This is a genomic window from Vibrio sp. Vb339 (assembly GCF_902751245.1).
GTDB classification, from domain to species: domain Bacteria; phylum Pseudomonadota; class Gammaproteobacteria; order Enterobacterales; family Vibrionaceae; genus Vibrio; species Vibrio coralliirubri.
The window spans coordinates 12,595-32,539 of sequence record NZ_CADDIS010000001.1; the positions used below are offsets into that span (position 1 = coordinate 12,595).

Consider the following 19,945-nt stretch of genomic DNA (forward strand, 5'->3'; position numbering starts at 1 on the left):
CTGGCATAAACCTCACTGAATAATAAGACTATTCTTTTGGTTTTCATTTATAGTATCCACCCGCTCCTTTAAAACTAATCCGCAGGCTTATGGAATACATAGATCAGACTGTCCTTATCGCAATGGCACTCATTTTTGTCGGCTCGTTTGTGCAAACCGCAATCGGCTTTGGTTTGGCCATTGTTGCAGCTCCGCTGCTGTTTTTGGTCTCTCCTGATTATGTACCTGCACCTATCTGTTTAATCGGTCTGTTTATCTCGTTATTCAACGCTTTTAAACATCGAGCAAATATCTCTATTGGCAGATTAAAAATCGCATTGCTGGGCCGTATTCCGGGGTCACTGGCAGGTGGTGCTTTGTTGGTGATGGTTTCAACGAGCGTGTTATCACTATGGTTGGGCTTATTGGTAGTATTTGCCGTGATTGTTAGCCTACTGCCCTTTAGACTCGAACCAACCCCAACTAAGATGGGTATTGCGGGTTTCTTCTCTGGGTTCTTTGGCACCAGCTCGGGTATTGGTGGTCCGCCGATGGCACTGCTACTCCAACACCAAGATGCCAATCAGCTTCGTGGTAACCTTTCTGCGTTTTTCGTGTTTAGTTCGATCATCTCGTTGATTGTTCAGATCCCAATTGGCTTCTTCACCATGCACCATTTGATCATTACCATCCCGTTACTGCCTGCGGCTTGGTTAGGTTACAAAGTGGCATTGATGACGACACAAAGCATCCCTAAAGAGAAGATACGCATTGGTTCATTACTGCTATGTTCTATCAGTGGCTTTACAGCAATCTGGCAGGGGTTAGCTGGCTAGTTATTAGCGATAAAAACAAGAAGAAAGACATCTTAAAAACCACAGATCAAGCACCCAATAGATAAAAGGACGTTCTATGACTTACGACGAATTCAATACATTCTGCGAGTCACTGCCTGCAACCAGTTATGTGATGCAGTGGAATAACTCTCACGTTTGGAAAGTGGGTGGCAAGGTGTTTGCGATTGGTGGTTGGGGACCGAAAGATGAGCCTGCGTTTATCTTCAAGGCATCCGATCAGAATTTTGATTTCCTGAAAGAAGAGCCGGGCTATAAACCAGCCCCCTACTTTGCTTCGCGTGGCATGAAGTGGATTCAGCTTTTTGAGAGCACACCAGAAAGGGATGAGGAGCTAAGATACTACCTCACTGAGTCACACCGAATTGTGTCCTTAGGTTTAACCAAAAAGAAACAAGCAGAACTCGGGCTCAATCAGTAGCCAGAATCTCTGCTTGTTAAATATAGATTTATGCTCGTCTTAAAAGCTTAGGCCGCTTTTAAAACCTTAAGCCTCTCTTAAAAAATTAGTTGACTCTTAAAAACTTGGACAATAAAGGTTCTATCTTTTGTGTTGGAATCAGTGGCACCAATAAATAAATTAAACCCGCAAAGGCGATAGACGCCGCTAGATCTTCAGGTCGATGCATGCCAAGCCAAACACGGCTATAGGCGACACCACCAGCCCAAACCAACAAACCGCCGACTAAATAAAAGCGTTTCGCCTCTAGGAACAACCCGCCAAAGAATGCCAAACACACACCGACAAAAATCATGTGTCCAGATGGGAAAGAGTAGTCCGTTTCGCCATGCCAATGACGAGTTCGCCACTCGCTGACCTTATCTTGCACAGATTCAATCGCGGCATTTTTTTCTACCAAAGGCAGCTCATAAAACAGCTCTGGCATTTCAATCACTTCCTGCGTTACCAAATACTCAGAATAAGGACGCGGGCTCTCTGTTGAATGCTTTAAGAAGGTCTTCGCTGCAAAGCTGAGCACCAACAACATACCGAGCTGCAGGCAAAGGCTGACTAACTTAGCTTTAGAAAACTTCATCGTGAGCAAGACTAAAGACAACACAGCGAGCGTGACTAAGAACCCTTGATTACCTGCCGAGTAAGTCACAAACGTCATAAAGGCACCGTAGAAAGGCAGAACCGCACTTCCAAGGTCGAAGTCAGATCCAAAGATCAAAAAGGGTACCAGAGAATACAAGCTTAAAACGAGCAGTAATAAGCCTTTGGATTTGCTAGAGAACAGAGAAGTCATGGCTAAGATCTTTGAGATAAAGTGGTCGGATGCTATCGCAGCTTAGCATCGCCAATATCAATTTTATGTCAAAACGGTCAGTAAGCCGTCATGGTGTAACAATAATCGATTAATGGGCCTCTTGAGTATTGAGCTGATGAACTGTCACTTCATCACCAATAATACAGACCATCCACTTGTGCACATATAGACATCAAAACCCACTAAACATAACCTGCGCCCGACTAAACACCACACGCCAAGGTCTGCCGATAAAGTGAACACTTACCGGATTATAAGGCCAGAATCTGAAAAACTTTGCTGTCAGTCCTTTAAATCCACTATCGAAAGGATTACCATCTGGTCTGCTTTCAAAGCAAAACAAATTATTAATTTTTATTCTCAGGGCGGGGCGAAATTCCCCACCGGCGGTATGTCCTTAGCAAAATCTAAAGATAAGCCCGCGAGCGCTCGATTCGTCGAGGTCAGCAGATCTGGTGAGATGCCAGAGCCGACGGTTATAGTCCGGATGAGAGAGAATGGAAACACACTCGTTTAAGTTGGAAAGGCGCACCTATCTATTGGGTTGATGCCTCCAACTCAGACGGGTGCATTTCGTTTTGGATAAAACCATAATGAGCTAAAGCTGACTTGTAATGAGTTGGCTTTGTTGTGCTCGGTTGAGATCCCTCATACAGCCCTGATTCTGGTGATATTTTAGGAGTTTAACCATGAATCAGTCTTCACTACTTGCCGAATTTGGCGAACCAATCACTCGCGTTGAAAACGCACTGCAAGCTCTGCGCGAAGGTCGTGGCGTACTTCTACTTGACGATGAAGATCGTGAGAACGAAGGCGACATTATCTACTCAGTAGAACACCTAACCAATGCTCAAATGGCGCTTATGATCCGCGAATGCAGCGGCATCGTGTGCTTGTGTCTAACCGACGAGCAAGCAAACCAACTTGAACTTCCACCTATGGTTGTTGATAACAACAGCGCAAACCAAACTGCGTTTACTGTCACTATCGAAGCAAAAGTGGGCGTAACAACAGGTGTTTCTGCCGCTGACCGTGTAACAACGATCAAGACAGCTGCGAACCCAACAGCTAAGCCTACTGACCTTGCTCGCCCTGGTCACGTATTCCCATTGCGTGCGCGTAAAGGTGGCGTACTTGCTCGCCGCGGTCACACAGAAGGTACTGTGGATCTTATGCAAATGGCTGGTCTTCAATCGGCTGGCGTACTATGTGAAGTAACCAACCCAGACGGCACAATGGCAAAAGCGCCAGAGATCGTTGCTTTCGGTAAACGACACAACATGCCAGTACTGACCATTGAAGATATGGTGATGTACCGCACTGAGTTCGACCTTAAGCTTGCTTAACGTTTAGTGCTAAACGCTTAGCACTTAAGATAACGAAACTCAGAAATGAATATTGAAAGGCCTCACTCTTACTGCTTTTTCTAGTCAAAAGTATATAAAGGGTGAGGCCTTCTTCATTTCCTACACTGAAATCTAATATTCATCTCCTCGCCAACGACTAACCTCTCAAAAACTCCTGCAAAATATGAGAAACAATCACTCGAATGGTGAAGTCATGCACCATCATTGATCATCCATAATTACAGAGAAATCATAAACAACTGAAATATAACACTTATTTATTTTGGCACGGTGTCTGCACTACCACTAAGTAGGTATGCAAATATTAGGAGTTGAATATGTTTGTAGTTATTTCAGTGGGTTTATCCCTATTAGTACTTGCGGCCCTGTTTCATTTCTCAAGGAAGAGACAAACAGCGCTATCACACAGGTTTGAAACCTTAGTTCTGCTTAGAGAATTATTGTTGTTATCACGCAAACATCGCGCGGCAACGCATTACGCTCTGGCTTATCGATTATCTAGTGAGTCGATTCGTAAAGTGAACGAGATTTACGACAACATACTTGAGGTATCTGAGCTACTTCAATCTCATGTCTCGTTCGATAGTCGCCCTATGTATCGCATCTATCACCTTAAGCTCATTGCCATGCACAGTGATTGGCAAAACCGCAGCTTGGTGCGTAACCAATCGATTCATGGCAAAACAATTCGCCATAGCATGTTCTTGATGGATGAAGTGATGATCATCTGGCTGATTCAGTCTGAGCGAGAAGACATGAGCCGTGAGTATCACATGAATTGGCAACAGATCTTAGACTGCATGGAAATCCTGACCAAGTTACGCATGTGTATACCTGATATGGAAAAGCCTGAGGAGTATGCGAGATTCAAGTTCTACGCATCTCAGACACACCGTAAACTCAACCAATTATCGATTATCTGCCCTATCAGCAGTGGGTCACCCATTTGCACACGTGCGATGCATGCACTCACCGAGATAGCATCAAGTACTGAAGCGACCCAACCAGCAGATAGCATGTACGAATTAACCAGTGATATTTCTAGCGTCGTGTCGCAAGTTTACGACCAAGTATTATCCGACATTACTAGAAGCTTGTATCAGCCTTTACCAGACGTAAACGAAAAGGTGATAAATACCCGATTATCCGTACATCATTACATGTAAAGACTTCGTGAGAGGAGAGCATGCTGGAACTCTGAATTATTGAGTTCAAATCCGATATCACCATTGATATCGGATTTTTGTATTTATGGGTTGTAGATTTATGTGGGTAAGCATTTATGCCACTTCAAACATCCCCAGACTTGATATCGCTAGACCAAGCTTCTGCGGCAAAATCAATGAACTGACGCACAACCGGCAGCTGATAACTACGAGACAAATACACCGCCCAAAGCACACTACTCGGTGAAACAAAATCATCCAAAATTCGTTTCAATTTGCCATCCGCAATCAGTGGATTGGCTAAATCACAGGGCAATCGAACAACCCCTTTACCATGCTGTGCAGCGCGGGTTAATACCCCAACATCATTGGCTTTGATAGTGCCAGACACCTCAACAGAATAGTGCTGATTATCCTTCACGAAATCCCACTTAGAGACACTCAAATGGCGAAAGCAATTGTGTTGTCGAAGCTCGTCGACCGTTTTAGGTTCACCATGTTTGTCTAAATAAGCTTGCGATGCACACACCACCGAATCAATTTCCATTAGCTTACGAGCAATCAAGCTATCGTCAGGTTGATCGGTATAACGCAGCGCAATATCGATTCTGTCATCCACCAGCTGAGCAAAACGGTCGGAAGCAAAAAGTTCTACCGTGATATTGGGATGAAGCTCTGTGAACTGCTCAACCACATCCAACAACATGTGCTGAGTTAAACCAATCGGAGCAGCTATGCGAATAGTTCCGGAAAGAGCATCGGCTTGATTAAGTGCGGTCACTTCTAACTCTGCCGTTTCATGGAGGATTTTCTCGCAACGTTGCAGCGCAATTTCCCCTGCCGCCGTCAAACTCACCTTACGAGTCGTCCTATGTAACAGCCTCTGCTTTAACCACCCTTCTATCTCCTGAACATGACGCGAAACCTGCAACCGACTCATATCCAAATGCTCAGCTGCTTGAGTGAAACTGGCACAATTTGCGACTTCAACAAAGCTACGCATCGCCGTCAATCTATCCATCACACTTTTCCTTATCCACTGAACCAAGCCTATTAGATGACTATATAGATACAATCTACATCATTTAACGATGTTTATCACAACATAGTGAGCTATTAGACTGCAATGGCTGTCGAGAAACAGACTCAATAAATCAGATAATTGGAGTTACATTATGAAAATTGCAGTATTAGGCGCATCAGGTTGGATTGGTAGTCACATCGCTCAAGAAGCTAAAGCTCGCGGACACGAAGTCGTTGCTGTTGTAAGAGATGCAAGCCGTGTAGAAATCAGCGATGTCGAGGTTCGTTCATTTGATTTACAAGATGAAGCAGCCAGTCTAGCGAAGGCTTTATCAGGCGTTGATGCGGTTATTGCTTCGATTGGCGGACGTGCTCTAGGCAATCACGACATCGTAAAAAGCACAGCAACTAAGCTGCTTGATACACTGCCAAACATTGGTATCGAACGTCTACTTTGGGTAGGTGGTGCGGGGTCATTAGAAGTAGCGCCAAACGTACCGTTAGTTACCGTTCCGGCCTTTCCAGCAGAGCATAAAAACGAAGCGCTAGCACAAGGTGAAGCGCTTGAAGTGTTCAAACAGTCTAACAGCGAGGTTAACTGGACGTTCATTAGCCCAGCAGCAGAAATCTTCCCGGGCGAGAAACTATCAACCTACCGTACCGGTGGCGACCAACTGCTCACCGACCAAGACGGCAACAGCAAAATATCCGTTAGCGATTACGCTATTGCGATGATTGATGAACTCGAATCTGGCAAGTTCCCACGCCAACGTATTGGTGTCGCTTACTAGTCAGCTCATATATAAAAACTAAAAAAAGCCGCTTGTTCAAAACAATGCGGCTTTCTCATCTTTTACTGAGCATTCCTTTAATCCAATGGCAGATGCCCCGTTTTCACTAGGATAACCGTCTCTTGTTCCACATAAGGAAAATGCTCACTCATGTGCGGGCTGCGCATCCATGTGTGTTTTGGATACTCACCATGTTCGTCTTTAAAGGTGCCAGAAAGCACAAAGATCTCTTCACCACCAAAATGACGATGTGGCTGAAAACGTTCGCCAACCGGCCACTTCACTAACGCAACATGCTCGTGTTCGAACTCATGCAGCGGCATTACTTGCAAACCGCCAATCCCCGGTAGCCATTCCGTTTCTAGAGTATTGATGCGAACTTGAGTTAAGTCTCTCGCGTCAAACTGGTTGAGCTTCACCAAGATCGTGCAGCCATTTTTGCTTGATGGAGAATGCGCGCTGCCCGGCGGATTACGGATATAAGTGCCAGCAGGGAAATCACCCGTTTCATCTGAGAACACGCCATCTAATACGAAAATCTCTTCGCCTTGTGGGTGTGGGTGCTCAGAAAACGAAGATTCAGGATCGTACTTCACCACGCTAGTCGTGTGACCCGACTCTTTCTCTTCTCTTTCTAACGGCTTACGCCAAACCCCTTTAGCCGGGCTTGCGACCCAATCTAATGTCTCGGTTTCTATAACCAGTCTCTTTGAAAAGTCCATGTTGAACATAATGGCGACCTTACTCTTGTTATCGTTTTAATTATTATTGTTGTCTTTCTCGTTTCTATTCTACGCGAATACTGATCAAGGAGGCTATCTCGCTGCTATTTTGCCTGCGCGACAGCCACCTAAAAAGAATCCTGATTAATTACGACCAGCAATCACTCCGCCATCAACATCCCAGATTGCGCCCGTTACCCAATCTGCACTGTCTGACAGTAAGAAAGAGATGCTATTGGCGATGTCTTTCGGCAGACCTACTCGACCAATAGGGTGGAATGCGTTGAAGCCTTCTAGCGCTTGATCCACTTCTTCTGGCTTAATGAATGATTCGTAGATCGGCGTTTTAACCACGGCCGGAGACACCGCATTCACACGAATGTTATGCTCAGCCAGTTCCATTGCCATGTGTTGTGTTAATGCATGCAGGCCAGCTTTAGCCATTGAATAGGCAGAAGATGGCGTCGCTTTAATAGCTTGTTTCGCCCACATAGAGCCTACATTTACCACGTTTCCGCCACCGTTTTTGATCATCAACTTGCTAACAGCTTGAGTGATGAAGAAGGTTGCTTTATTAAGCTGCATATACTGCTCGTAATCAGATTCTTGGTGCTCAATAAACGCTTTAGGGTTGAAGTAACCTGCAGCATTCACAAGGTAACCAATACCTTCTTCGAGCGACTCTAAATGCGCAATAAGACGAGACACACTTGCATCATCATAGAGGTTAGCTTGCCAGCCTGAAGCTTGACCGAGCGATTGCAGCTCTGACACCGCTTTATCTAACTTAGTTGGGTTATTGCCGACCACCAACACATGGATGTTTTGAGCGACTAACTGCTTCGCTGTTTCAAAGCCCATACCGCTCGTGCCACCGATTACTACTGCAATACCATTTTTAGTGAAGTTCATTTTGTTATCTCCTAAGTCATGTGAACGTGGTAATCTTAGGCCTTGAACTAACACTATGAATAGTAAGTACAAATCGGTTAGGTAGGTACTTATTGGTACATCTTTATGAAAAATCAGGAAAACTTTTTTTCAAGAAAATCGGCACCAGAGCGCTCAGCTCGCATGGTAGAAACCATCTACGGCTGTAAATGGTCGCTAACGGTTTACCAATTACTGGCAAATGGCATTAATCGCCCCGGTGAAATGGTGCGCTCAGTAGAAGGGCTATCTACAAAGGTATTGAATGAATGTTTGAAGCGAAATGTAGAATTTGGGATTTTAGATAAGCAGATGTTCAACGAACTCCCACCAAGAGTTGAGTATCAAGTGACGCCCTTTGGTGAGAAGTTCTTACTGATTCTGGATCAACTGGAAAGTCTACAAAACGAAATCGACGAGATGTAAGCCCAAGCAAATCCACTCTATTCCAAATAATGGACTGCACGCGCCATTTAGCTGACTGGCATTTGCTCAAAACGGCCTTTCACAAAATCAATGAAGGTTCGAATTCGGCTCGGTTGATAGCGGTCTCGATGATAGATCGCTGAAAAGTCCACTTTCGGTACCACCCACTCATCAAACACCTGCTCCAGTTGCCCGTCGTTGAGTTCTTGTAAGCAATAGATGGTTGGAACACGAATAATCCCGTTGCCCGATTTCGCGCCTTGTACTAACACTCGGCCATTCTTACATTGCAACCTACCCGTCACATGCACATCGACTGTTTTCTTGGTGTCATCCAAAGCTTGAAAGCTCCACTTACGCACAGACCCCGTTAAGCAGTCATGGTGAATGAGATCTTTAGGATGGTTTGGCTTTCCTTTGCGAGCAAAATACTCAGGGCTCGCGAGTGTTCCCATCTCAATGTCCAAAAGCTTTCGTGCGATAAAGCCCGCGTCTTCTAGGCTCCCCATACGAAAAGCGATATCAAAGGCGTCTTCAATCAAATCGACTCGGTTACTACTGAAATCAAGGCTGATGCTGATGTCTGGGTAGAGCTGCATAAACTCATTCACTAGATCCGCAATGATCACCTCACCAAGATAACCGCCAACACAGTTTACTTTTATGTCGCCGCGCACCTCTTCGACATCATCGACAGCAGCAATCAGCGCTTGGTCTATGTTATCGAGGGCTTGTTCACATCTCGCGTACAGATCTTGCCCTGCGTGAGTCAGCCTCAAGGTTCGAGTGGTGCGGATAAACAGAGTCACACCCATCTGCTTTTCTAAACTACTCACTTGGCGTGATACGTGTGAACGAGACACATCCAACTCCTCAGCCGCTTTGGTGAAATTACCTAAACGAGCGATAAGCACGAAGGAGCGAATATCAGACAGATTAATTTGATTGAGCATAGTCGCCAGCTTACTAATGAAGTTATGAGATAGACGCTTTTATTGTTGCACTACAGCAACAGTGTTTCAAGTAAAGCGCTATATATCAACAATGCTATTTTCCTTAATATACGTCCATCGCAACGAAGCAAGGCAACAAGCGCTTGATTCGAATGCACTTAAACAACCCGTCGTAGCCAACCGACGCAATAAAAGTACAGAGGAAATAAAATGAAAAAACTAATCGTAATTACAGGTGCAAGCTCTGGTATTGGTGAAGCAATCGCTCGTCGTCTAAGCGATGAAGGTCACCCTCTGCTACTTTTAGCTCGTCGTATTGACCGCCTTGAAGCGCTGAACCTACCAAACTCACTGTCAGTGAAAGTAGACGTAACAGACAAAGCATCATTTGATGCAGCAATCGCACAAGGTGAAGCGAAATTTGGCCCTGTCGATGCACTTATCAACAACGCTGGCGCAATGCTTCTTGGTCAAATCGATACTCAAGACGCACAAGAGTGGAAGACAATGTTCGATGTGAACGTGATTGGTCTTCTAAACGGCATGCAGTCTGTACTTGCTCCGATGATGGAACGCAATACAGGTACTATCATCAACATCAGTTCTATCGCAGGTAAGAAAACATTCCCAAGCCACGCAGCTTACTGTGGTACTAAATTCGCGGTACACGCTATTTCTGAGAACGTTCGTGAAGAAGTGGCCGCTTCAAATGTTCGTGTTACCACTATCGCACCGGGTGCTGTAGAAACTGAGCTTCTGTCTCACACAACATCTCAAGAGATCAAAGACGGTTACGATTCTTGGAAAGAAGACATGGGTGGCGTATTGGCAGCTGACGACATTGCTCGCGCTGTATCATTCGCTTACCAACAACCACAGAACGTATGTATCCGTGAGATTGCTCTAGCACCAACTAAGCAACAGCCATAGGCCTTTGCTATCGCTACTAAATAAGCGATAAACCCAAAAGCGCCACTACTGAATAAGTAGTGGCGCTTTTGTTTTGATTCAATCTAATTGTTAGCGATAAGCGAGATTAGAACTCAACGCGGTAAACTGATGTGCTACCACTCACTTCGTTGCCAACCGCAATAAAGTGGTTACCAGAGCGAGTGAAATACTTGATTGATTCTGGGCCTAAGTCACCCGCTTTAGCGTTGTAAGTATCGTTGTCGCAATCACCGTCTTCATCAACCTTAGTACATACTGGTTGTGTAAAGTCTCGGTTGTTCAAGTAACTGATGAAACTTGCACTCTTAGGCTGCGTTACGTCGTAAACCATGATGCCACCTTGGCGCTCAAGTCCAATAAAGGCATAGTGCTTACCGTTGATCTCAGCCACTTCGATCGCTTCAGGCTCTACCCCTTTATCATCACTACGATCGTCACCGCTTTGGTTGTTATCATTGGTGCTGTTGAAGTTTGCAGGATCTTGCTCAAGCACGATTCGAGCAAAATCATCACCGCTATCAAACACTAACTCGCCTGACTCATCCCAGATAGAGAACGAGCGGCTGCCGAATGCTTGAACCTTTTGGTCAGCAGCGAGTGTCCCTTGTGGCTTAATCACTTTAAGACGTGCAAGTTGCTTGTTGTCTTTCAATGCGCCAGCTAATGGGTGGTTAGCATCAACGTCTAACTTCTTACCGCGTACTTCATCGACATACGCGATACAAAAGTCTTTTTCTGTGGTGTAGTTTTCGTTGCCTTGATAATCGTCACCGTCCCACTCAAAACCTTTCTCATCACACATTTCTTGCGTAGTCTTGATGCCATATTCACGACCATCACCTTCGTTCGCAGTCACGATGTAGGTGTTGCCATCAACACTGTAGCTAGTGATGCTATCTGGCATGTAGAGACCTTCTAACATTGCGTAGCTTTGTAGGTTACCGATGTTTTTATCTTTATTTGATGCATCTAGCTTAGCGTTATCCCAAGGCTTTCCGTCTAGTCCAAGAATCGCATCCACTTGTGCACTCGCCACATCAATCGCGGCCAAAGCGTTGTTCTCTTGAAGGGCTACGTAGAGTTTTCCGTTATCAGAAAACGTTAGGTATTCCGGTTCAAGATCTTGAGCGACAGTTGCATTTGGCGCCGAAATTCGAACCTTGTCGGTTAGCTCTGCATGGCGAGGCTGACCTTGATTGAATGCCTTGAAATCAATTTGAGTAACTGTCGCTTGCAAAGGACCACTGCTTAAATCCACCAGCGTTACTGAGCCTTCAGGATCAATGCTGTAATCCGCATTCGGCTCACCTTCATTTGCAGAGGCAATGTAGCGACCATCTTTCGAGAAGCTCACCATGTCCGGTAATGCACCAGCCGTATAAGTAGTGATCAGATCTAACGTGTCTAAACGATAAAGTGCAATGATGCCGTTTTGTTGCTTGTCAGCATTTTCAATCGCGACAGCAACTAATCCTTGATGAGTCGACACACTGTTCGCTGCACCAATATCAATACCCGAAGCTGCAACCGCTGATTGAAGATCAATAGATCCCTCTGATGTTGGGCCGCTGTCAGCGTCCATCGATAACACATCAACTTTCTGAGCTTGAGCGTTCACAACATAAAGCTTGTCGGTACATGAATCGTAGCTGACGATTTCCGCTGCAGAAGTATCAAACGGGGCGTCGGCAATTGAACGGCCAACCAGGCTGATTCCGGTTACCTCAGCATTGGAAGCGCTTGGCTGCTCGATGGATTGGCATTGAAGGCTAAAAGCATCAAGTGATGTTTGAGATGGCGTAGCAGTCGTTGGTGATGTTGAAGTTGATTGAGAACAGCCTACTAGAGCAGAACTTACGGCGATAGGCAGTAATAGTGTCAGCTTATTAAATTTACGATTCATATATCCTCCATGATTTGAATCGCGATCATAGAGGGCTTTGATGACACTTATCTTTCTCTTTTATTAACAATAAATTATAGCAATAGGTTTCTTTCACTCATAACAACAGAGAGTTAAGGCGAGCACTCTATTAACAAGTAAGCAAAAAAAAGCGCCCAAGCTGGCTGATGCTTGAGCGCCTTTAGTAAACTGAATAGGGAGATTAGAAGTTGTAACCACCACCAATCATGAATACCCATGGGTCGATATCAACGTCTGTTTTGAACGTGTCTGTAGCCGTTTTGTATGTCGCTGTAGTACCGATATCTGCGTACCAAACCGATGCGTTTAAGAACCAATCTTCATTGATCATGTAATCGATACCGATGTTCGCAGCAAGTCCCCAAGAATCATCCAAAGACACATCCGTTAGACCTGCATTTTTTCCGTTAGCATTCAATCCTTCATCAAAGAACACAGTGTAGTTAAGGCCAGCACCCACGTATGGACGGAAGTCACTGTTTGCTTGGCCGAAGTAGTACTGAACCATAAACGTTGGTGGGAGGTGCTTAGTGTCTGCAATTTTTCCTAGACCATTAACAGAAATACTGTGAGAAAAAGGGCTCGCTGCCAATACTTCAAAACTGATGTTGTCAGTAAACATGTAGCCGAAAGTAAGGCCAAGCTGAGTATCTGAATCAACTGAAAACTCTAGGTCTGGATTGTTAAGTACAGCGCCACTGCTATCGTTTGGAGAAACTGTTGCTGCACCTGCACGGATGATGAAATCACCTTCTTTATGAGCAAGAACATTGGTTGACATAAGAGCCGCAATAACCGCAATACCACATACTGTTTTTTTCATTATAATTTCCTTTTGGGGGCTTAATCTTTGTTGGTGAATGAGTAATCATTTCTTATTTTGCGTGCAAGGTATCATAGAATAACCCTACTTTATTGATGGAAATCAATTTGTGAAAAGTTGTGATTATTTATGTAAATTTATATCGACCCGATCACTTTATTCCTTCATTTTATTGACAGTTTTGTAATGCAGCTTTTCCGTGCGTCATTTTGTTAATCCAATCCATTCACTTTGTTCGGATCTTTTTTGGATCAAAATAGAGCAAGCCAACATCTCACGCGCATCATTTTGGTGCAGAACAACAAGAATCAATCTCGCCTCGTATAATATTCAATGAGTTACATTTGGCTTAGTGCTTGCAAGTCTATGTTCATAATCATAAATACATTGAGGTTCTGATCATGCAAGACACTCTAACAATCGTTCTGGCCGGCGGTGTTGGCTCTCGGCTTTCCCCTCTCACCGATAACCGTGCAAAACCTGCGGTACCCTTTGGTGGCAAATATCGAATCATCGATTTCACTCTCGCGAACTGCTTACACTCTGGACTACGCCAAATTTTGGTGCTGACTCAGTACAAGTCTCACTCTTTACAAAAACATTTAAGAGATGGTTGGTCGGTGCTTAACCCCGAGCTCGGCGAATACATCACCAATGTTCCCCCACAAATGCGAACAGGTGATAGCTGGTACAGCGGTACGGCCGATGCGATTTATCAAAACTTGTACCTACTTTCGCGCAGTGAAGCCAAGCATGTGGTGGTGCTATCCGGTGACCATATCTATCGCATGGATTACGCACCAATGCTCAAGCAGCACAAAAAGAACGAGGCCGACCTAACTGTGGCGTGCATGGAGGTTTCGATTGACGAAGCTAAAGAGTTTGGTGTGATGGAGATAGATGAATCTCTAGAGATCAATAACTTTACCGAAAAGCCACGTTACCCTGCATGTGTACCTGGTAGGCCAACTCGAAGCATGGCTTCAATGGGTATTTACGTCTTTGATAAAGAAGTGCTAACACAAGCGCTACTGGCGGACGCCGAAGATCCGAACTCAAGCCACGATTTTGGTAAAGACATCATTCCTAAATTGGTGGGCAACAACAGTGTTTACGCATACAAGTTTGGGGATGAAGAAGGCCGAGTGACCCAAGATGCGTACTGGAGGGATGTTGGTACTATAGACTCTTATTACCAATCCAACATGGACTTGTTAAAGCCAGCCTCACCTATCGATTTATACCAACCTGATTGGGCGATTCGTACTTATGAACCACAGCTGCCACCCGCACGAACCATTGCCTCGGTAGAAGGTAACCAAGGAATATTCATCAACTCGATGATAGCGAATGGCGTTGTAATTGAAGGCGGCTCCGCGCAAAACTCTATCTTCTTCCCGAAAGTGAAAGTCAGCAATGCCGCGATTGTGATTGATAGTATTCTGTTTGAAGATGTTGAGATTGGAAAAAATTGCCACATACAAAACTGCATCATCGATAAGAACGTTAAGGTGCCAGATGGAACCCAGATCGGTGTTGATAGCCTTGCCGATGCGAAACGCTTCCACATATCAAAACAAGGCGTGATTGTTGTGCCCTCTTCTTACCAATTTGAAGAGTAACCTTTAACGTTGGGATAGCTTTTCTTTAAACGAAAAAAAGGCAGCGAACTCGCTGCCTTCTTATTTACTCACACAGCTTCAGTTAAGCCTTAACTGTCCATGTATTCGATTAAACAGAAACCTTAGAAAGGCCCTAACTCGATCATTTGAGCAATCACAACTGAAACCAAAGCACCCACCGACCAGAACAAGAACAGTGGTAAGAAGAAACGAACCCACTTGGTGTAAGGCACTTTTGCAATCGCCAATACCGCCAGTAAACCACCATTGGTTGGGTAAATATAGTTAGAGATACCATCACCCAATTGAGAAGCCAGTGCCGCCACTTGACGAGTCACTTCACCAATATCTGCCAACGGAATAATGATTGGCATGGTGATCACCGCTTGGCCACTGCCCGACGGAATGAACAGGTTGATCGCAGCCTGCGAGAAGTAGATCCCTGCTGCTGCCACAAGTTTAGAGCTACCAGAAATGATCTGTGCAAGATAGAAGATAATTGAATCAACAATCTTCGCGTCTTCCATAATGGTCAACACTGAGCGAGCGAAAAAGATGATCAGTACCGCAACCAATACGTCGCTAACGCCTTTAGTCCAGTACTCACAAATCTTGTTCGGAGATAAACCCGCCACCAAACCCGGAATGATCGCCATCGCCACGAATGCACCCGCAATCTCGGTGAAGCCGAACCCCATCGTCAACGTGCCAAAGATCATGTATGCGAACACGCCCAAGAACGCGATGCCCGCAAGCTTTTCGCGTGTGGTCAGTGTTTTCGTTTCAACGTTAGATTCGTAGTGGTAACCCGTACCGTGCAACAAGCCTTTGGTCGGGTCTTGCTTAACTTTACGTGCGTAGTTAAGTACATACCAAGCACCCGTTAGCAACATGAACATACCAACAATAAAGCGATACCACATGCCTGAATACATAGGCAGTTCAGCGATAGTGTGTGCGATACCCGTAAAGAATGGGTTAGCCAAAGCGGCGGCGAAACCGGCGCAACTTGCCAGTAAAACAACACCAAGTGCCGTAATCGCGTCATAACCAAGCTTGATACAGATCGGGATCATCAAAGAGATAAAAATGACATCAAGTTCACGCATACCGGTGAAGGTAACGTTGAAGAAGATCGCCGTCATGATCACAGGCGCAATCACGTATAAGCCTTGCTTCTTTAGCTTAGTGGTTAGTGCAACAACGGATGCGTCTAACAAACCCATGTGTTTGATAATGCCAAAAGCACCACCCACAAATACCACAACGCCCATCACGCCAGAAGCGGATTTGAAGCCTTTAAAAAATGATTCGAAAAAAGAGGCTAATGTTGTTGGGTTGCTGGTCAATTGTGTGTAGCTGTCTGGGTCGATAACCGTGCGGCCATTCATGACCACTCGCTCGAATTCACCAGCAGGGATGAAGTAAGTTGCGATTGCAGCAACGATCACCATGATAACCAAAGAGAGAAACGGGTGGTTTACCTCTTTCTCTGTCGGCGCTGTGTTACCAGCTTGAGATGTAGGTACGGATGTGGATACCGTAGTCGTCATATAGACTCCTTATTTGTCAGCAACTAAGGATCACTTAGCCACCGAGAGGGATTTTTGGAAAAACGAACCCCTTCACGCTGAACTAAGTTCGCGCTAATGTAGGCTGTTTCAAAAAGGCCTTTGATAGATGGTGCTCTCAAATGTACATAGTGAAGTAGTGAGTACTACTCTCTTTGCGTCCGAGCAAAATGCAGATGTTCAGCCAAGTCAGGCCAAACTGAATGAGGTCATTACAAGCAGGTAAACAGAAAAGTCTGTTTTGGTAATGCGTTTTTTATCAATTACAAAGACAAGCGGCGCATACTAGCACAACGAGTCATGAATTGTCAGAAAAGTGTGAGTTTCGTCATATTTTGGTGGGCAACAAAAAAGCGCCCACTAATAAGCTAGGCGCTTTTCTGCAATAGAACAGAGTTACTTAGGTGCTAACTCGTAGTTTTCTTGCATCTCATGAGGGGCAATCCCGTACTCATAATCCGCTAAGTAGCCATCCTTATAAACCTTCATTCCCTTCTCATCCCAGCTCACTTTGATCATCGCCGTGTTGCCATCTTCACTGCCTAACAGCTCAAGCATTTCTGCATCAATCTTAATCGCTTTGATGGTTTTAATACGCTTAAACGGCTTAAATTCAGTAGTCGAGGTTGGCAAAGATCCGTAGCTGCTGATCCACGTCTCTTTAGGTACTAGCCATTGGTTGAAAACATCATCAACAATCGCTTTCGGCATGCTTGCGATAACAACAGAATCTGTCATTACGTTGTTTGTCTCTAGGCTGTAACCGCCCTTTCCATCCGAAACATAAGTAGGAAAATCAATGCCAATCTCAGACTCAGCTGGTAAACGGCCTAAGGTGACCGACTTCTTAACGTACAGTTCTGCCGTTTCAAATTGCTGCATGATCTCAGGGATCTTCTGAAATTCAACTGGGGCAGCAAAGGCATTGAAAGCGAAAGAAAGGGAAGCTGCAATTGCAGCGAATTTAACAGGCATTTTCATGATAACGGATCCAAATAGAAGATGGCTGTTAGAGTATCCCGTACTAACAAATACCTCAATAAACTGCAGCGTCTTATATTGGTAATTGTGATACTGAGTGATGAAATCATAAATAGTTACTTTGCCCTTTTCTCCTCATCTCAGCCCGCCTAGTTTCGCTGCTCTTCAGTTTCAACCTAAAAAATCTCAGTCATTTTTACCGTACTGTCAGCCTTATGTCAGTGGCGCAAAATGGTAAGTTCTGTCTTTGAACGAACCTAAAATGAGACCTCGATCATCATTTTGAGGTTCTCATGAAGGCTATTTACATCATTGCTACCGCGTTGTTGCTGAGCAGTTCCTTAGCAAACGCAAATGTGCACAAGTGGAAAAATACCGAATTTCAGACCTACTCCGACAAAACACAGGTCAGGTTTTTATTGGTAAACCGTTACACCAAACAAGCGGATTACTACCTGCGAATTGATGACAAAGAGTTTCCAAACAAGATCCAATTGGATGCAAACCAAGAGATAGAGCTGGATATCAATGTTAAGACGCCAGCCGCTCAAACAACCAAGAAGAAGATTTGTACGCGCATGGTGACGGATTCCCCGAACAGCTACGAAGTATGCACAAACCTTAAATTCAAGCGGTATTAACGGTATTCAGACTGTATTAACGACATTCAAGCGGTATCAATTATGCGTAGAACAATCAAAGCGTTACTTAGCGTTTTATTTGCTGTCGCTTCATTGGCCATTGCTTCACTGACAAGCCCGGCATTAGCAAACCCAATACCGAGTGTTTCTAACCCTTCAGGTACCGACCGAGTTCGAACCTCTGAGGGTGCTTCATGTGAGCAAGCGATTTCCACAGGTAAAACCGTTCAGTTCGGAACCTATGGATCAACAGGTAATGAAGATAGCGACAGCTATTACAACAATTATTACTACCAAAATCAGGATGAGGCAGGCGTATACGCGGCTGTGACATTCCAATTTGGTGGTGAGGATCGAGTTGACTGTCGTCGACTCTACGAGTTCGAGCTCCGTGAGCGAGAACGTTTAGAAGAGCTAGCTCAAGCGGAACATGAGCTAAAGCTATTACAAATCGAAGCAGAGAAATATCGCCTGCTGAAGATGAAACAAAGCAATACCACTTTTTCGGAGTAAAAATGCTTAATAGAAAACCACTACTTGGCCTAGCTGCCATGTCTGTATTTTCCACTGGTTCGGCGTTTGCCATACCACCTGACCATCAAGATGACAAAACAGGTGATGTTGTATTCTCAGCATCTGTCGAGTCTCAATGTGGGATAGAAGCAACAGAAGACCAAGCCGACTTGGCTTTTGGCGAAAGTTACAATGAATCTCACGCGACTGTAAAGTTAGTCAGCAACAGAAACGGAATCAAAGTTCGAGCAGAAGAGATCAAAATCGAATCGTTTAACGGCCAAATTCAAAAAGGCGATGTGTTTTTCCAGTCAACGGGGACAACAGAGCTAGACCAATCTGCAGTTAGTTGGGAATCGGGTGTAGACATCACTCGGGATCAAATTCGTGAAGATAACAATATGAATCTTTTCGCTCGTGTTGCGGTTGATGAAAGCAATCTCGATGCTAGTGATGATTACGAAGTAAAAACAAAATGGAAGATTGAGTGTAACTAACCCATCATCTCTCCCACGGTAAGCCCTTTAATCATGAGGGCTTACTGACCCAGAGGCACTATGAAAACTCTAGTTTTATTCTTGGCGATATTGTTTATCGCGCCCTATGCCGTGAGCACCGGGTTTGATAGGAAAGAAGTCGAACATTTCAATCAAATGTGCGTCGATGGCTCAGACAACCACCAGCGCCGAATCTTTGATGCGTTGTCGAATTCTGAATACATCGATTGGTCGAGCATCGAGTTAATCGACACCGAAAGTCGCGTTAACTACACCGAGACTACCGTCGAAATTAAGCAAACTGAGCGTGTCACGTGCGATCTTATTGTCGAATACAAATATCATCATGCCGATATTGTACTGAGCTCAAGCTATCAGGTATCTCTCAAAGATAAGCAAACCATCAGTAATGTGGCTGTTACTGAACAAGCGGTCACGGACTTTATTGTCCGCGTTATGGTGAACTAACATGCTACGATTTATTGTCGCGTTCACTTTAATCAGCTTATCCAGCTGTACATTGGCATCCAATAATCACTCTACATTAAGCTTTAAAAAGCATGTGAGAGAACGCTGCGGTTTAGAAGTGATCAATAACCAAGGAGAGATGAGTTTTGGTCGAGAATACGATGGCAGAGCCATCACGCTCAAGTTGGATTCCAATCGCAAAGATTCTCGATTATTGCTCAAACTGAAACATATTGACCTAGGCTCAATTGATGAGTCTCGTATTTCAGAGCTTGTGCGATTCAAAGTCGAAACGCCGGTTCGCTATGAAGGTGACATTAATTATTGGCGTCAGGGCGTCGAATTTCCTGTCGATCAAATGGCATCAAATAAAGAAGTCGATATTCGAGCACGTATTACTATACCCGAGTCCCAACTCACGGCTGGTGAATTTCATTTCAATATGGAGTGGGCAGTTGAGTGTCTATAAATT

General features: G+C 44.7%; 22 protein-coding genes and 1 riboswitch. Of the genes, 13 read left to right on the plus strand and 9 right to left on the minus strand.

Going from position 1 to position 19,945, the window contains the following annotated elements:
* Positions 1-89 precede the first annotated feature (89 nt).
* Complete coding sequence (locus HRQ85_RS00080) at positions 90-815, plus strand: sulfite exporter TauE/SafE family protein (protein ID WP_172378306.1); 726 nt, start codon at positions 90-92, stop codon at positions 813-815.
* Positions 816-891: 76 nt separating this feature from the next.
* The gene (locus tag HRQ85_RS00085; protein ID WP_048611606.1) at positions 892-1,254 is read left to right on the plus strand and encodes an MmcQ/YjbR family DNA-binding protein; all 363 of its coding nucleotides are present in this window, start codon (positions 892-894) and stop codon (positions 1,252-1,254) included.
* 85 nt (positions 1,255-1,339) lie between these two features.
* On the opposite strand, the gene HRQ85_RS00090 is transcribed toward HRQ85_RS00085, so the two are convergent.
* Positions 1,340-2,083 carry a phosphatase PAP2 family protein gene (locus HRQ85_RS00090; protein WP_172378308.1) on the minus strand — a complete coding sequence of 248 codons (744 nt, stop codon included), beginning with the start codon at positions 2,081-2,083 and terminating at the stop codon, positions 1,340-1,342.
* Between the two features lie 373 nt (positions 2,084-2,456).
* Positions 2,457-2,607: riboswitch (FMN riboswitch) on the plus strand.
* Positions 2,608-2,793: 186 nt separating this feature from the next.
* Between HRQ85_RS00090 and ribB the strand changes: the two genes are divergently transcribed.
* Together ribB and HRQ85_RS00100 are read left to right on the plus strand one after the other, a co-directional pair.
* Positions 2,794-3,450 (plus strand): 3,4-dihydroxy-2-butanone-4-phosphate synthase, encoded by a 657-nt coding sequence (gene ribB, locus HRQ85_RS00095; protein WP_172378310.1) that lies wholly within the window; start codon positions 2,794-2,796, stop codon positions 3,448-3,450.
* A 338-nt stretch (positions 3,451-3,788) separates the two neighbouring features.
* Positions 3,789-4,637, plus strand: coding sequence for a hypothetical protein (locus HRQ85_RS00100; protein ID WP_048611609.1), 849 nt, complete (start codon positions 3,789-3,791; stop codon positions 4,635-4,637).
* A gap of 124 nt (positions 4,638-4,761) precedes the next feature.
* Here HRQ85_RS00100 and HRQ85_RS00105 read toward each other — a convergent pair whose 3' ends face one another.
* The gene (locus HRQ85_RS00105; RefSeq protein WP_172378312.1) at positions 4,762-5,658 is read right to left on the minus strand and encodes a LysR family transcriptional regulator; all 897 of its coding nucleotides are present in this window, start codon (positions 5,656-5,658) and stop codon (positions 4,762-4,764) included.
* 154 nt (positions 5,659-5,812) lie between these two features.
* Between HRQ85_RS00105 and HRQ85_RS00110 the strand changes: the two genes are divergently transcribed.
* Positions 5,813-6,451, plus strand: coding sequence for an NAD(P)-dependent oxidoreductase (locus tag HRQ85_RS00110; RefSeq protein ID WP_172378314.1), 639 nt, complete (start codon positions 5,813-5,815; stop codon positions 6,449-6,451).
* Positions 6,452-6,528: 77 nt separating this feature from the next.
* On the opposite strand, the gene HRQ85_RS00115 is transcribed toward HRQ85_RS00110, so the two are convergent.
* Both HRQ85_RS00115 and HRQ85_RS00120 read right to left on the minus strand, forming a co-directional pair.
* Entirely contained in the window at positions 6,529-7,182 is a 654-nt protein-coding gene (locus HRQ85_RS00115; RefSeq protein ID WP_172378315.1) for a cupin domain-containing protein, read from the minus strand.
* 135 nt (positions 7,183-7,317) lie between these two features.
* A complete protein-coding gene (locus tag HRQ85_RS00120; protein ID WP_172378317.1) occupies positions 7,318-8,085 on the minus strand; it encodes an SDR family NAD(P)-dependent oxidoreductase in 768 nt (255 codons plus the stop codon).
* A gap of 105 nt (positions 8,086-8,190) precedes the next feature.
* Between HRQ85_RS00120 and HRQ85_RS00125 the strand changes: the two genes are divergently transcribed.
* A complete protein-coding gene (locus tag HRQ85_RS00125) occupies positions 8,191-8,529 on the plus strand; it encodes a winged helix-turn-helix transcriptional regulator (RefSeq protein WP_004741127.1) in 339 nt (112 codons plus the stop codon).
* Between the two features lie 47 nt (positions 8,530-8,576).
* On the opposite strand, the gene HRQ85_RS00130 is transcribed toward HRQ85_RS00125, so the two are convergent.
* Positions 8,577-9,482, minus strand: coding sequence for a LysR family transcriptional regulator (locus HRQ85_RS00130; RefSeq protein WP_050643751.1), 906 nt, complete (start codon positions 9,480-9,482; stop codon positions 8,577-8,579).
* Between the two features lie 210 nt (positions 9,483-9,692).
* Between HRQ85_RS00130 and HRQ85_RS00135 the strand changes: the two genes are divergently transcribed.
* Entirely contained in the window at positions 9,693-10,412 is a 720-nt protein-coding gene (locus HRQ85_RS00135; protein ID WP_050643750.1) for an SDR family oxidoreductase, read from the plus strand.
* Positions 10,413-10,518: 106 nt separating this feature from the next.
* Here the strand turns inward: HRQ85_RS00135 and HRQ85_RS00140 are convergent, their stop codons facing one another.
* Together HRQ85_RS00140 and ompW are read right to left on the minus strand one after the other, a co-directional pair.
* Positions 10,519-12,336 (minus strand): choice-of-anchor I family protein, encoded by a 1,818-nt coding sequence (locus HRQ85_RS00140; protein WP_172378319.1) that lies wholly within the window; start codon positions 12,334-12,336, stop codon positions 10,519-10,521.
* 202 nt (positions 12,337-12,538) lie between these two features.
* On the minus strand, positions 12,539-13,180 hold the full coding sequence (gene ompW / locus HRQ85_RS00145; protein ID WP_172378321.1) for an outer membrane protein OmpW: 642 nt from the start codon (positions 13,178-13,180) through the stop codon (positions 12,539-12,541).
* 401 nt (positions 13,181-13,581) lie between these two features.
* Between ompW and glgC the strand changes: the two genes are divergently transcribed.
* Positions 13,582-14,802 carry a glucose-1-phosphate adenylyltransferase gene (glgC, locus tag HRQ85_RS00150; RefSeq protein ID WP_050651372.1) on the plus strand — a complete coding sequence of 407 codons (1,221 nt, stop codon included), beginning with the start codon at positions 13,582-13,584 and terminating at the stop codon, positions 14,800-14,802.
* 122 nt (positions 14,803-14,924) lie between these two features.
* Here glgC and HRQ85_RS00155 read toward each other — a convergent pair whose 3' ends face one another.
* Positions 14,925-16,355 (minus strand): YfcC family protein, encoded by a 1,431-nt coding sequence (locus tag HRQ85_RS00155; RefSeq protein WP_172378323.1) that lies wholly within the window; start codon positions 16,353-16,355, stop codon positions 14,925-14,927.
* Between the two features lie 414 nt (positions 16,356-16,769).
* The gene (locus HRQ85_RS00160; RefSeq protein ID WP_050632439.1) at positions 16,770-17,354 is read right to left on the minus strand and encodes a hypothetical protein; all 585 of its coding nucleotides are present in this window, start codon (positions 17,352-17,354) and stop codon (positions 16,770-16,772) included.
* 293 nt (positions 17,355-17,647) lie between these two features.
* Between HRQ85_RS00160 and HRQ85_RS00165 the strand changes: the two genes are divergently transcribed.
* The 5 genes from HRQ85_RS00165 to HRQ85_RS26150 are packed head-to-tail and all read left to right on the plus strand — an operon-like array spanning position 17,648 to position 19,942.
* Positions 17,648-17,995, plus strand: coding sequence for a hypothetical protein (locus HRQ85_RS00165; RefSeq protein WP_048613838.1), 348 nt, complete (start codon positions 17,648-17,650; stop codon positions 17,993-17,995).
* A 42-nt stretch (positions 17,996-18,037) separates the two neighbouring features.
* Positions 18,038-18,508, plus strand: coding sequence for a hypothetical protein (locus HRQ85_RS00170; RefSeq protein WP_048611633.1), 471 nt, complete (start codon positions 18,038-18,040; stop codon positions 18,506-18,508).
* A 2-nt stretch (positions 18,509-18,510) separates the two neighbouring features.
* Positions 18,511-19,005, plus strand: coding sequence for a hypothetical protein (locus HRQ85_RS00175; protein WP_048613835.1), 495 nt, complete (start codon positions 18,511-18,513; stop codon positions 19,003-19,005).
* A gap of 60 nt (positions 19,006-19,065) precedes the next feature.
* Entirely contained in the window at positions 19,066-19,473 is a 408-nt protein-coding gene (locus HRQ85_RS00180; RefSeq protein WP_048611636.1) for a hypothetical protein, read from the plus strand.
* A 1-nt stretch (position 19,474) separates the two neighbouring features.
* Complete coding sequence (locus HRQ85_RS26150) at positions 19,475-19,942, plus strand: hypothetical protein (protein ID WP_253918820.1); 468 nt, start codon at positions 19,475-19,477, stop codon at positions 19,940-19,942.
* Positions 19,943-19,945 lie beyond the last annotated feature (3 nt).